Below are 13,820 nucleotides of genomic sequence, written 5' to 3'. Positions count from 1 at the left end.
AACCCTGCCTGTTATAGACGCGAAAGCGCATTTTCCACCTGCGGACGCGCAACATAATGCCCCGGCCCCACTAACTGGAGTGAAACCGGGGAAATCTCTTCTCCGCGCTTGCGGATATTGCTGGGGATATCATCCGACAGCAGCACCCGCTGCGGCCGCTGATGAGAGGGATCGGCAACCGGAACCGCCGCCATTAATTTGCGGGTATACGGATGCTGCGGATTTTCAAACACCGCCCGACGGGGACCAATCTCGACAATCTGCCCCAGGTACATCACCGCCACACGGTGGCTGATACGTTCGACCACCGCCATATCGTGAGAAATAAACAGGTAGGCGATGCCCATTTCCCGCTGGAGATCGAGCAACAAATTAATAATCTGCCCACGAATCGAGACATCCAGCGCCGAAACTGATTCATCGGCAATGATCACTTTTGGATTGAGCGCCAGCGCCCGGGCAATACAGATACGCTGACGTTGGCCACCGGAAAACTCGTGCGGATAGCGCCAGGCGTGTTCAGGGAGTAGCCCCACCCGCTCCAGCAGCCAGGCGACCCGTTTTGCCGCGGCGTCCCCTTGCAGTAGACCGTGCACCCGCAGCGGCTCGAGAATGGAATAACCTACCGTCTGACGCGGGTCGAGCGACGCATAGGGATCCTGGAAAATAAACTGAATATCCCGACGGAGCGGCTGAAGCTTGCTGCTGGCCAGCGTGTCTATCCGCTGACCGTTAAAGGTGATCTCCCCGTGCTGAGACTCCACGAGTCGCAACAACGCCCGTCCGGTAGTAGATTTACCACAGCCGGACTCCCCGACCAGCGAGAGCGTTTCGCCTGGCCACAGATCAAAACTGACGTTTTCCACCGCGTGCACCTCGCGGGTCACGCGATTGAGAATGCCGCTGCGCAGCGGGAAACGCGTCACCAGATTACGCACCTGCAGGATCGGCTCGCCCGCCACCACCGTGTCCTGTTCAGTCTGCGGTTCACGGTGGTCGGGGTCCTGCAGCGAAATCAACGGGAAACGGCGCGGCAGTTCATGTCCGCTCATGGCCCCGAGCTGCGGCACGGCAGCCAGCAGCGCTTTGGTATAGGGATGTTGCGGGGCGTGAAAAATCTGTTCCACGCTGCCCGTTTCTACAGCTTCACCCTGATACATCACCAGGACGCGGTCGGCAATATCGGCAACCACGCCCATATCGTGGGTGATAAAAATCACCCCCATGGCCATGTCCTGCTGTAATACTTTAATCAGCTGCAGGATCTGCGCCTGAATGGTGACATCCAGCGCGGTGGTCGGCTCATCGGCAATCAATACCGCCGGACGGCACGACAGCGCCATCGCAATCATGACCCGCTGGCGCATACCGCCAGAAAGCTGATGCGGAAAGCGCGATAAAATGGCCCTCGACTCCGGTATCCGCACCTGGTCGAGCATCCGTTTGGCCTCTTCCATCGCCGCCTCACGGCTAGCCCCCTGATGCAAACGAATCGACTCGGCTATTTGCTCGCCGACGGTGAACACCGGATTGAGCGACGTCATCGGCTCCTGGAAGATCATCGCGATATCCGCCCCGCGCACATGACGCATCTGCGACGCGCTCTGTTCGCCCAGTTCAATCACCTGCCGGTTGCGTCGCCGAAGCAACATCTCATCGCAGCTCACCTCTCCGCCCGCCTGTTCAATCAGGCGCATCAGTGACAGCGCGGTGACCGACTTTCCTGAACCGGACTCGCCAACAATCGCCAGCGTTTCCCCACGCTTGAGGCGAAATGACAAATTGCGTACCGCACTGACCCGCTTCTGCTCCTGCGCAAACGCAATGTTCAGATTGCTAACCGCCAGTACATCGTTGGCGTCAAGCTCATCACTGTGTGGCAACGGTATCTCCTTTTTCCCGGTAAATACCGGTGGTTGGCGTATCGCCAGCGTATCCCCAGGCACGGTACATGCCTTCACTGTTAAACGGTAAGGCCACGTTACCTTCATGATCGACGGCAATAAGCCCGCCGCTACCGCCGAGCGCCGGTAATTTTTCCATAACTACGCGTTCGCAGGCCTCTGACAAGCTCAGCCCGCCATAATCCATCAGCGCGGCAATGTCATATGCTGCCAGCGCGCGTATAAACACTTCCCCGGTTCCGGTACACGAGACCGCCACGCTGGCATTATTGGCATAACAACCGGCACCCACTAACGGGCTATCCCCGACGCGCCCCGGCAGTTTGTTGGTCATGCCACCGGTCGAGGTCGCCGCCGCCAGATTACCGTACTTATCCAGCGCCACCGCGCCAACGGTGCCCATTTTGCTGCCCTCATCCAGCGGCGTACCGCCGTGATCGAGCACCGTTTCCCCCGCTGTACGTGCGGCCAGTAGCTGAGCATACCGCTCTGGCGTCGAGAAAATATCCGCACTCACGCGATCCATGCCCTGCGCATGGGCAAAATTCTCTGCCCCTTCGCCTATCATCATAACGTGCGGGCTTTTTTCCAGCACCAGACGGGCCGCGAGGATCGGGTTACGCAGGTGGCTGACGCCAGCGACGGCGCCTGCCTGCAGCGTATTTCCGTCCATCACGCAGGCATCCAGCTCATGGGTTTCATCACGGGTAAATACAGCGCCGATTCCGGCATTAAACAGAGGACACTCTTCCAGTAAGCGTACGGCTTCAGTCACCACATCCAGCGCGGTTTGGCCCGCCTCCAGCATTCGTTGCCCTACTTCAACGATATCTGACAATGCCTGTATATAACGCAATTCCTGTTCCTGACTCAGCTGCGCGCGGGTGATTGCGCCAGCGCCGCCGTGAATTGCAATGACTGCTTTGCCCATTTTTATCGTCCATTTAGGTGGCAGGAAACGTGGTTATAAATAGCAGAATTTCGGTGAGTTATTGATTCGATTTTCGAATATAGAAAGATGCAGACGTCATGTAAAGATAAAGGCCTGTACCTAAGACTGAGGTGGCATACTGTCTGCGTCTGTTTTCTGACATAATGATCGGATTCGATTTTGCCTCGCAGGAGTCTTCTCATGGAATTTACCGCCGGACTGATGCCGCTCGAAACGGCACTTTCACAAATGCTGTCGTCGATTACCCCACTCACCGCCGTTGAAACACTGCCGCTGGTGGAATGCTTTGGTCGCGTGCTGGCAACCGACGTCGTCTCACCGATTGATGTGCCGGGATTCGATAACTCGGCAATGGACGGTTACGCGGTGCGTTTAGCGGATTTGCAATCCGGTCTGCCGCTTGCTGTCGCAGGTAAAGCCTTTGCCGGTCAGCCTTTTCATGGGGAATGGCCTGCGGGAACCTGCATCCGCATTATGACCGGCGCACCGGTGCCCGCCGGCTGCGAAGCCGTGGTGATGCAGGAACAAACAGAACACACTGATGACGGTATTCGTTTTACCGCAGAAGTTCGCGCCGGACAAAATATTCGTCTGCGCGGTGAAGATATTGCTCACGGCGCGGTGGTGTTTGCCGCAGGAACACGTCTGACAACCGCTGAGCTCCCGGTGCTGGCCTCGCTCGGTATTGCCGATGTGCAGGTTGTGCGTAAAGTGCGCGTGGCGCTATTTTCTACCGGTGATGAGCTGCAGCTGCCAGGCCAACCGCTGGGTGACGGTCAGATTTATGACACCAACCGCCTGGCCGTACACCTGATGCTGCAACAGCTGGGCTGTGAGGTCATCAACTTAGGTATTATCCGCGACGATCCTCACGCCCTGCGCGCGGCGTTTATCGAAGCCGACAGTCAGGCCGATGTGGTGATAAGTTCCGGCGGTGTATCGGTCGGGGAAGCGGACTACACCAAAACCATTCTCGAAGAACTCGGCGAAATTGCCTTCTGGAAACTGGCGATTAAGCCGGGTAAACCGTTCGCGTTCGGTAAACTGAGCAACAGCTGGTTTTGTGGCCTGCCAGGTAATCCAGTCTCTGCAGCCCTCACCTTCTATCAGCTGGTGCAACCGCTGCTGGCAAAACTGAGCGGAAATACCGCCAGCGGATTACCCCCACGCCAGCGCGTACGGACCGCATCACGCCTGAAGAAAACGCCTGGCCGTCTGGATTTCCAGCGCGGCGTATTGCAGCGTACGGCTGACGGCGAACTGGAGGTCACCACCACGGGTCATCAGGGCTCGCATATTTTCAGCTCTTTTAGCCTTGGCAACTGCTTTATCGTTCTGGAACGCGATCGCGGCAACGTTGAAGCCGGAGAATGGGTAGACGTCGAGCCATTTAACGCGCTGTTTGGAGGCCTGTAATGGCAGAACTCAGCGACCAGGAGATGCTGCGTTATAACCGGCAAATCATCCTGCGCGGCTTCGACTTTGACGGTCAGGAAGCGTTAAAAGAAGCGCGGGTGCTGGTCGTAGGACTCGGAGGACTTGGCTGCGCCGCAACTCAGTATCTGGCGGGCGCAGGCATCGGGCATTTAACCCTGCTCGACTTTGATACCGTGTCGGTTTCCAATCTTCAGCGCCAGACGTTGCATAGCGACGCGACTGTCGGGCAGCCAAAAGTGGAATCGGCACGCGATGCGCTGGCGCGGATTAATCCACATATCACCCTCACACCGGTGAATGCGCTGCTTGACGATGCTGCGATGCATGCGTTGGTTGTAGAGCATGACCTGGTGCTGGATTGCACCGATAACGTCGCCGTGCGCAATCAGCTGAACGCCGCCTGCTTTACGGCAAAAGTGCCACTAGTGTCCGGTGCGGCCATTCGTATGGAAGGACAAATCACCGTCTTTACGTATCAGGAAGGTGAAGCCTGCTACCGCTGTTTGAGCCGCCTGTTCGGTGAAAACGCCTTAACCTGCGTGGAGGCCGGCGTGATGTCACCGCTGATTGGCGTGATCGGGTCGCTGCAAGCGATGGAAGCCATCAAGTTACTGACAAACTTCGGTAAACCGGCAAGCGGTAAAATCGTGATGTACGATGCGATGACCTGCCAGTTCCGGGAGATGAAGCTGATGCGCAACCCGGGGTGTGAGGTTTGTAGTCGGTAAAAAGTCGGGTGGCAGCTTCGCCTTACCCGACCTACAACGGCTCGAACGTAGGCCGGGTAAGCGTTAGCGCCACCCGGCAACAGCATCAGATCGACGTACGTCCAAATGCGCTCTGCCAGTCGTGCGCAAATTTCGCCATGGCGGCATCCACGGCCGGGGAGCTAATTAGCTGCTGCGCCACATCCAGCGGTAGCGTAATGGCTTCACAGCCAGCTAACAGGCAGTCCAGCGCCTGACGCGGGGTTTTAAAACTGGCAGCCAGTACTTTGGCGTGCGGCGCGTGCATTTTCAGTAAGTTCTGTAAATCAACCACCGTCTGAATACCATCCCCGCCCTGCGCATCCACGCGGTTAACATACGGCGCAATGTATTCGGCCCCTGCCAGCGCAGCTAACAGCCCCTGTGCTGCACTGTAAACCGCGGTGCCCAGCGTTGGGATCCCCTCTTTCTTCAGCAGCTTAATCGCCGCCAGCCCTTCTGCGGTCACCGGTACCTTCACCACGATATCGGGAATCATTGCCCGCAGTTTATGCGCGTCGCTGACCATGCCCTCAGCGGTCGTTGCCATCACCTGAGCAAACAAACGCCCCTGCCCGCCAATCGCGTCATGCAGTTCCGGGAGTAACACCTCCAGCGCCTTTCTACCTGCCGCCACAATACTCGGGTTTGTGGTGACACCTGCCAGCGGAAAAATACGCGCCAGGGTTTTCACCGCATCCACATCAGACGTATCTAAATAGAGTTCCATAACCGTTCCTCAAACTGATCGTTAGCATGAATCAACGGTAGCACGACGAAACCGCGCGGTTAGTTGACTCACGTCAATATAACTTTCATTCGAAAGTAATTTAATCTTTATACGAAAGAAGAGAGGCCGCTTATGATTTTCAATATCCAGCGCTATTCCACCCACGATGGTCCCGGTATCCGCACGGTAGTCTTCCTTAAGGGATGCTCTCTGGGTTGTCGCTGGTGCCAGAACCCGGAGAGTCGTGCCCGTACGCAGGATCTGCTGTATGACGCGCGTCTGTGTCTGGAGGGCTGTGACCTGTGTGTTCAGGCTGCGCCTGACGTCATTCAGCGCGCCCTGAACGGCCTGCTTATTCATCGTGAAAAATTGACCGATAAGTCGCTCACCGCACTGACCCACTGCTGCCCGACCCAGGCGCTTACCGTCTGTGGTGAAGTAAAAAGCGTAGAGGAGATAATGTCCACCGTGCTGCGCGATAAACCCTTCTACGATCGCAGCGGTGGTGGGGTAACGCTCTCCGGCGGTGAGCCATTTATGCAGCCGGAGCTGGCTGCGGCGTTGTTCAAAGCCAGCCATGAGGCGGGTATTCATACTGCAGTCGAAACCTGCCTGCACGTACCGTGGAAGTACATTGAACCTTCATTAGCGTACATCGATCTGTTTCTTGCCGATTTAAAACACATCGCCGATGTGCCGTTTAAGCAGTGGACTGACGGCAACGCCGCTCGCGTGCTGGATAATCTGAAAAAACTGGCCACTGCCGGAAAAAAAATGATTATTCGCGTGCCGCTGATTCAGGGCTTCAATGCCAACGAAGAAGCCATTAAAGCCATTACCGATTTTGCCGCCGATGAACTTCACGTCGGTGAGATTCATTTTTTGCCCTATCACACCTTGGGCATCAACAAATACCACTTACTCAGCCAACCCTACAACGCCCCGGACAAACCGCTGGATGCGCCTGCACTGCTCGAATTTGCCCAGCAGTATGCCAGCCATAAAGGTTTAACCGCGACCCTACGAGGATAACCGCCATGACCACACTGAAACTGGATACACTCAGCGACCGCATCAACGCACACAAAACAGCCCTGATCCACATTGTGAAGCCGCCGGTGTGTACCGAGCGCGCCCAGCACTATACCGAGATGTATCAACAGCATCTGGACAAACCGATCCCGGTACGCCGCGCGCTGGCGCTGGCGCATCATCTGGCGGAACGGACTATCTGGATCAAACATGACGAGTTGATTATCGGTAATCAGGCAAGCGAAGTCCGCGCCGCACCAATCTTCCCGGAATACACCGTATCGTGGATTGAAAAAGAGATCGACGATTTGGCCGACCGGCCAGGAGCCGGCTTTGCGGTCAGCGAAGAGAACAAGCACGTACTGCATGAAATCTGCCCGTGGTGGCGCGGTCAGACCGTACAGGATCGCTGCTACGGCATGTTTACCGACGAACAAAAAGGCCTGCTGGAAACCGGCATCATCAAAGCCGAAGGCAACATGACTTCCGGCGATGCGCACCTGGCGGTGAACTTCCCGCTACTGCTGGAAAAAGGCCTTGATGGTCTGCGTCATAAAGTCGACGAGCGTCGTTCGCGCATTAACCTGACCTGCCTGGACGATCTCCATGGCGATCAGTTCCTGAAAGCCATTGATATCGTACTGGATGCCGTCAGCCTGCATATCGAACGTTTCGCCAGCCTGGCACGTAAAATGGCAGCAACTGAAACCCGTGAAAGTCGTCGCGATGAGCTGCTGGCAATGGCAGAAAACTGCGATGTCATCGCCCACGAACCGCCAAAAACCTTCTGGCAGGCACTGCAACTGTGCTATTTCATCCAGCTTATCCTGCAAATCGAATCGAACGGGCACTCGGTGTCGTTTGGCCGCATGGACCAGTATCTCTACCCGTTCTATCGTCGCGACGTGGAGCTGAACCAGACGCTGGACCGCGAGCACGCCATTGAGCTGCTGCACAGCTGCTGGTTGAAGCTGCTGGAAGTGAACAAAATCCGCTCCGGCTCCCACTCGAAGGCATCCGCGGGCAGCCCGCTGTATCAAAACGTCACTATCGGTGGTCAGAATCTGGTTAACGGCCAGCCAATGGACGCGGTCAATCCGCTCTCCTATGCCATTCTGGAGTCCTGCGGTCGTCTGCGTTCAACCCAGCCGAACCTCAGCGTGCGTTATCATGCCGGGATGAGTAACGATTTCCTTGATGCCTGCGTGCAGGTCATTCGCTGCGGCTTTGGCATGCCGGCGTTTAACAACGATGAAATTGTTATCCCGGAATTCATTAAGCTGGGTATTGAGCCGCAGGATGCCTACGACTACGCAGCCATTGGCTGCATCGAAACCGCCGTGGGCGGGAAATGGGGTTACCGCTGCACCGGCATGAGCTTTATTAACTTTGCCCGTGTGATGCTGGCCGCGCTGGAAGGTGGTCGCGATGCCACCAGCGGTAAGGTCTTCCTGCCGCAGGAAAAGGCGCTCTCGGCGGATAACTTCCACAACTTCGACGAGGTGATGACCGCCTGGGATACGCAGATCCGCTACTACACGCGTAAATCCATCGAGATTGAGTATGTGGTTGATACCATGCTGGAAGAAAACGTCCACGACATCCTGTGCTCTGCGCTGGTGGATGATTGCATTGAGCGGGCGAAGAGCATTAAACAGGGCGGCGCAAAATATGACTGGGTATCCGGTTTGCAGGTCGGGATTGCTAACCTTGGCAACAGTCTGGCTGCCGTGAAAAAGCTGGTCTTCGATCAGGGTGTTATCGGTCAGCAGCAGCTGGCGGCAGCCCTGGCAGATGACTTTGCAGGCCTCACGCATGAACAATTACGCCAGCGTCTGATCAACGGCGCACCGAAGTACGGTAACGATGATGACAGCGTCGACACCCTGCTGGCCCGCGCTTACCAGACCTATATCGACGAACTGAAGCAATATCATAATCCGCGTTACGGTCGCGGTCCGATCGGTGGTAACTATTACGCCGGAACCTCCTCCATCTCGGCAAACGTACCGTTTGGCGCGGCAACAATGGCAACGCCGGATGGCCGTAAAGCGCATACCCCACTGGCAGAAGGCGCCAGCCCGGCCTCAGGTACCGACCATCTCGGTCCAACGGCGGTGATTGGCTCAGTGGGCAAGTTGCCGACCGGCGCGATCCTCGGCGGGGTGCTGTTAAACCAGAAGCTGAATCCGGCTACACTAGAAAATGAGTCCGATAAGCAGAAGTTAATGATCCTGCTGCGTACCTTCTTTGAAGAGCACAAAGGCTGGCATATTCAGTACAACATCGTCTCTCGTGAAACGCTGCTGGAAGCGAAAAAACACCCAGATCAGTACCGTGACCTGGTGGTGCGTGTTGCTGGCTACTCCGCCTTCTTCACTGCCCTGTCTCCGGATGCACAGGACGATATCATCGCCCGAACAGAGCATATGCTGTAATTTCCCGTAGGCCGGATAAGACGTTTTCGCGTCGCTATCCGGCAGCGATACCGCCTCAATGCCGGATGGCGCTGACGCTTATCCGGCCTACAACTGTGCTGTAATAGACGACGGGGAAACTTTCATTCGAAATTAAATTTGTGCTTAAGGTCACATTGTTATTAAAATGTTTCTGGTTGCAGTGAAAGCCAGGAGCATATATGACCATCAACGTTATCGTCACCGACATGGACGGCACTTTTCTCGACGATGCCAAGCAGTACGATCGCCAGCGATTTATGGCGCAGTATCAGCAATTGAAACAACGAGATATTGAATTTGTCGTGGCCAGCGGCAACCAGTATTACCAGTTGATCTCCTTTTTCCCTGAACTCAAAGACGAAATCTCTTTTGTCGCAGAGAACGGCGCGCTGGTGTATGAACACGGCAAACAACTTTTTCATGGTGAGCTTACCCGCCACGAATCCCGTATTGTCATCGGCGAGTTATTGAAGGATAAGCAGCTGAATTTTGTCGCCTGCGGACTGCAAAGCGCCTACATCAGCGAAAATGCCCCGGAGGCGTTTGTGGCGCTGATGTCAAAACACTACCATCGCCTGAAACCGGTTAAGGACTTTCAGGACATCGATGATGTGCTGTTCAAGTTCTCACTGAATTTACCTGATGGGCAAATCCCGTTGGTTATTGACCACTTGCATACAGCCCTCGACGGTATCATGAAGCCGGTGACCAGCGGGTTTGGCTTTATCGATCTGATAATCCCAGGTTTACATAAAGCCAACGGTATCAGCCGCCTGCTTAAACGCTGGAACCTGTCACCGCAGAATGTAGTTGCCATTGGTGATAGCGGCAACGATGCGGAAATGCTGAAAATGGCACACTATTCCTTTGCCATGGCTAATGCCGCCGACAGCATTAAAGCAATTGCCCGCTACCAGACCGATGACAACAATCATCAGGGCGCACTGAACGTGATTCAGGCCGTACTCGACAACACCTCACCGTTTAACGGCTGACATAAACCCGGAGTCCGTACTCCGGGTTTTACATCCCCATCAGAAATCCTCCAGCTCAGCGCGAGCGTGGGCAGAAACAATGTATTGCCCGATAAGCGTCAGCAGCGCTTGCGCATCCAGCTTAACCTTTCCATTTTCCTGCTGGCGTAACACATCGCCGGCCACCACGATTGCAACCGCATGTTTTCGCGGGTTAAAGCGAATAACCTGCATAAACCGTTTGGTGGTGAGAGTCGGTTGGTAATCATCGTCCATGAAGAATTCAATCGTCATCGAACTGGAAATAATCGTCAGGTTATAGTCGGCAATATTTTTTAGCGGTAGCGGCTGAGGCAACCACGGGCTGGCGATCGCGTCCTGCGTCAGCACCAGCAGCGGCTGTCGCGTTCGTCGTAAGGTGATAATGCCCAACAGCCCAAAGGCAATTCCGCCGAAAGGAATCAACACGCACCAAGGGCTGACCGTTTTGAACAGCAGCAAAGCCCCACCGCCCAACAGCATTACCAGGCCCGCAATTATCATATACCATGCCACTTTCGCACTCATCCACAGCGCCACCGAGCCTGTTGCCAGCCCGGCTTCGGCTTCAAGTGTCTGGCGATAGACCTTACGTTGCGCGGTGATTTTTGTCGACAGGGTGCGTGAAAGCGATAGGCTCAACACATCCGCATCGGCGAATAGACCACCGAAAAAAGCGTTATCACCTGCGGCAACCGGGCGTAAAGACCGCGCCAGAAGTTCACTATCGAGCGGTACTGTCAGTGCCGCAATACGTTCACGCGTCGTCGGATGGCTATCCATTGGATGCGCTATTTCATTATCGAGACTGTTCTGCAGCGCAAACGGTCCGATTTTCTGTAACGCGACAAGCAGATCGACAAGCCAGTTGGTGCTGGTCACACGCCCATGCAAAAGCTCCCCCAGAAATCGGGAAACCGGCACATCCAGCACCGATATCCGCAGTAACGCCGACGCGAACGCCGCTGGAGATGAGACTTTTGCACCCATATTATCCGCCGCATATTCACGGATCCTGGCCCAGTCACTGACCGCTTCATGGAAGGTCTGCAAAAACCATAGCCCCACATCCAGTGACGGGCGCAGTACGATGCGGTCAAGCCATGAAAACCCCTGTGAGCTGTTCGCCATCTGTTCAAGACTGTTTTGCATCCCGGCATACAGAGGAACAAAACGCAGGCTGTATTGCGTATCCTCGCCGGTAAAATGTCCCAGCTCATGGCCAATCACCGCTGCCGCTTCCGCGTCATCCAGCAATGCCATATAGGTTAGCGGCAAGTAGAGCGTATTCCCCGTAAGTCGTTTGCCCTCTTCAATTTGTACGGTATTGGCGGTGACAAAGAAGCCGTCAAAAAATCCGACCACGATATTGTCAGGCACCGTCAACTCTGCACGCCGGGTGACGTCACGTATCCATTGCCAGAGCGCCGGGTTATTCGCGACGGTGACATTCACCCCGTAAATCTCCGTATCGTCAGGTTGAAAGAGAGCGAAACAGCGTCTGATGGAAGTCAGACTTTTTAATAGCATCCAGAGGATCGCGCCGACGGCGACCAGGATTACCGCCGCCAATTTGAACCCACCCGCCCCGCCAAAATGCGACATCAGCCAGGTAACTTCCGATAACGCCAGACAAATCACCGCCAGTCCGCAGGTCATAATTTCAGCGGCCATCATAAAAGGCAACAGGCGACGGCAACGCGTAAATGTGCGAATCAAGATGCTTTGGGAATGGCGCGAAGCGCGGGCGCTGGTTGTACATAGCCCCACTGCCGCCCCCACAACAAGCAAAGCCGCACCGCCAAGCGCTATCGCCAACATCGCTAGCGTCTGTCGGAGCAGCCCCTCAGCATCGCCTTCGAGAACATCGGCTACCCGCCAGTACTGCCATAGCGCATAACTAAGAATGCAGACTGGAACAGTGAAGAGATGAAGCGTGCCTTTTCTTTCCATTGAAAAATATCCTTTTATCAACCTGCACCGCCCTCTTAGTGCTGGCCTTTAGCGGGCAAAATCTCCCAGAGCAAAGAAGTATAGATAGTCCCACTTGTTGCCGGTTAACGTTTTTATCCACCAGCCCCCATTTTATCGATAGGTCAGCCCAACGCTCACTTACCCACCCGCGCGCCTTACTGACTTTTAAACTTGCATTAACTTATTTTTAACTTATATTATCATTTGCAAGTTAAATTAGTTTCGAATGAAAGTTAATGCGAGGTGGTTATGGCTCTTACTTTTACCAGCGACACGTTGCCTGCCGATCACAAAGCGGCAATCCGTCAGATGAAGCGGGAACTGCGGGCGCAGCTTGGCGACGTCCAGCAGATCTTCAGCCAGCTTAGCGAGACCATTGCCACCCGCGTGGCGGAGATCAACGCGCTTAAAGCACAGAGTGACGCGGTCTGGCCGGTACTGCCATACGCCGATATTCAGGCGGGCACCGTCACCGCTGTGCAGCGAGAACAGATTAAACGTCGTGGATGTGCGGTCATTAAGGGCCATTTCCCCCGCGAGCAGGCGCTGGGTTGGGATCGCTCAATGCTCGATTATCTCGACCGCAACCGCTTTGACGAGGTCTACAAAGGACCGGGGGACAATTTTTTCGGCACCCTGAGTGCATCGCGTCCTGAAATCTTTCCGATCTACTGGTCACAGGCACAAATGCAGGCCCGCCAGAGTGAAGAGATGGCTAACGCACAGTCGTTTCTTAATCGCCTGTGGACTTTTGAAAGCGAAGGTAAGCAGTGGTTTAACCCGGACGTCAGCGTGATCTATCCTGACCGTATTCGTCGCCGCCCGCCGGGAACCACCTCCAAAGGGCTCGGCGCACATACAGATTCCGGCGCACTGGAGCGCTGGTTGCTTCCGGCATATCAGCGCGTTTTTGCTTCTGTTTTTAACGGCAATCTGGCCGATTACGATCCGTGGCAGGCGGCGCATCGCACTGACGTCGAAGAGTATACGGTCGATAACACCACCAAATGTTCGGTGTTTCGCACCTTCCAGGGCTGGACAGCGCTTTCCGATATGTTACCGGGCCAGGGGTTGCTACATGTGGTTCCCATTCCTGAAGCGATGGCTTATGTGCTGTTACGCCCACTGCTGGATGATGTTCCGGAAGATGAACTGTGCGGCGTCGCACCAGGAAGAGTGCTGCCGGTTTCAGCGCAATGGCATCCCTTACTCATCGAGGCGTTAACCAGCATTCCGCAACTGGAAGCCGGCGATTCCGTATGGTGGCATTGTGATGTGATCCACGCCGTTGCGCCGGTGGAGAACCAACAAGGCTGGGGCAACGTGATGTATATTCCCGCCGCACCAATGTGCGAAAAAAATCTCGCCTATGCCCACAAGGTGAAGGCCGCGCTGGAGAAAGGTGCCTCGCCGGGGGATTTCCCGCGTGAAGACTATGAAACAAACTGGGAAGGACGCTTTACCCTGGGGGATTTGAATATCCACGGTAAGCGCGCGCTGGGGATGGAATAATCCTTCCCCTTTCAACGCCTTTAAAACAGTCCGGTTTTCTTCATTACGTGATAAAAACCGG

The 13,820-nt window shown here is 55.3% G+C and carries 10 protein-coding genes; 6 read left to right on the top strand and 4 right to left on the bottom strand.

Going from position 1 to position 13,820, the window contains the following annotated elements; translation table 11 throughout:
* Positions 1 to 11: 11 nt before the first annotated feature.
* Entirely contained in the window at positions 12 to 1,883 is a 1,872-nt protein-coding gene (gene gsiA / locus FDW88_RS08160) for a glutathione ABC transporter ATP-binding protein GsiA (RefSeq protein ID WP_115258974.1), read from the bottom strand.
* Positions 1,870 to 2,835, bottom strand: a complete 966-nt coding sequence (gene iaaA / locus FDW88_RS08155; RefSeq protein ID WP_096757735.1) for a beta-aspartyl-peptidase — start codon at positions 2,833 to 2,835, stop codon at positions 1,870 to 1,872. Before iaaA ends, gsiA begins: the two co-directional genes overlap by 14 nt.
* Positions 2,836 to 3,036: 201 nt before the next feature.
* On the opposite strand from iaaA, the gene moeA reads away from it, so the two are divergent.
* Complete coding sequence (gene moeA / locus FDW88_RS08150; RefSeq protein WP_137362354.1) at positions 3,037 to 4,272, top strand: molybdopterin molybdotransferase MoeA; 1,236 nt, start codon at positions 3,037 to 3,039, stop codon at positions 4,270 to 4,272.
* Complete coding sequence (gene moeB / locus FDW88_RS08145; protein ID WP_137362353.1) at positions 4,272 to 5,021, top strand: molybdopterin-synthase adenylyltransferase MoeB; 750 nt, start codon at positions 4,272 to 4,274, stop codon at positions 5,019 to 5,021. The genes moeA and moeB overlap by 1 nt, the downstream gene beginning before the upstream one ends.
* Positions 5,022 to 5,106: 85 nt before the next feature.
* Here the strand turns inward: moeB and fsa are convergent, their stop codons facing one another.
* The gene (gene fsa / locus FDW88_RS08140; protein ID WP_117341685.1) at positions 5,107 to 5,769 is read right to left on the bottom strand and encodes a fructose-6-phosphate aldolase; all 663 of its coding nucleotides are present in this window, start codon (positions 5,767 to 5,769) and stop codon (positions 5,107 to 5,109) included.
* Positions 5,770 to 5,901: 132 nt separating this feature from the next.
* Here fsa and FDW88_RS08135 point away from each other — a divergent pair, with 132 nt between their 5' ends.
* The 3 genes from FDW88_RS08135 (at position 5,902) to FDW88_RS08125 (ending at position 10,255) form a co-directional block, all read left to right on the top strand.
* A complete protein-coding gene (locus FDW88_RS08135; protein ID WP_115258979.1) occupies positions 5,902 to 6,801 on the top strand; it encodes a glycyl-radical enzyme activating protein in 900 nt (299 codons plus the stop codon).
* Positions 6,802 to 6,806: 5 nt separating this feature from the next.
* The gene (locus FDW88_RS08130) at positions 6,807 to 9,239 is read left to right on the top strand and encodes a formate C-acetyltransferase/glycerol dehydratase family glycyl radical enzyme (RefSeq protein WP_137362352.1); all 2,433 of its coding nucleotides are present in this window, start codon (positions 6,807 to 6,809) and stop codon (positions 9,237 to 9,239) included.
* A gap of 200 nt (positions 9,240 to 9,439) precedes the next feature.
* Positions 9,440 to 10,255: a Cof-type HAD-IIB family hydrolase gene (locus FDW88_RS08125; protein ID WP_137362351.1), complete on the top strand. Its 816-nt coding sequence runs from the start codon at positions 9,440 to 9,442 to the stop codon at positions 10,253 to 10,255.
* 39 nt (positions 10,256 to 10,294) lie between these two features.
* Here the strand turns inward: FDW88_RS08125 and FDW88_RS08120 are convergent, their stop codons facing one another.
* Entirely contained in the window at positions 10,295 to 12,226 is a 1,932-nt protein-coding gene (locus FDW88_RS08120) for a M48 family metalloprotease (RefSeq protein ID WP_137362350.1), read from the bottom strand.
* Between the two features lie 270 nt (positions 12,227 to 12,496).
* Here FDW88_RS08120 and FDW88_RS08115 point away from each other — a divergent pair, with 270 nt between their 5' ends.
* The gene (locus FDW88_RS08115; protein WP_137362349.1) at positions 12,497 to 13,759 is read left to right on the top strand and encodes a DUF1479 domain-containing protein; all 1,263 of its coding nucleotides are present in this window, start codon (positions 12,497 to 12,499) and stop codon (positions 13,757 to 13,759) included.
* The last annotated feature ends 61 nt before the right edge of the window (positions 13,760 to 13,820 follow it).

This window comes from Citrobacter sp. wls829 (genome assembly GCF_005280825.1).
GTDB classification, from domain to species: domain Bacteria; phylum Pseudomonadota; class Gammaproteobacteria; order Enterobacterales; family Enterobacteriaceae; genus Citrobacter; species Citrobacter gillenii.
Note: the sequence above shows the minus strand (reverse complement) of the source record. Positions and strands in the feature narration are given on the sequence as shown.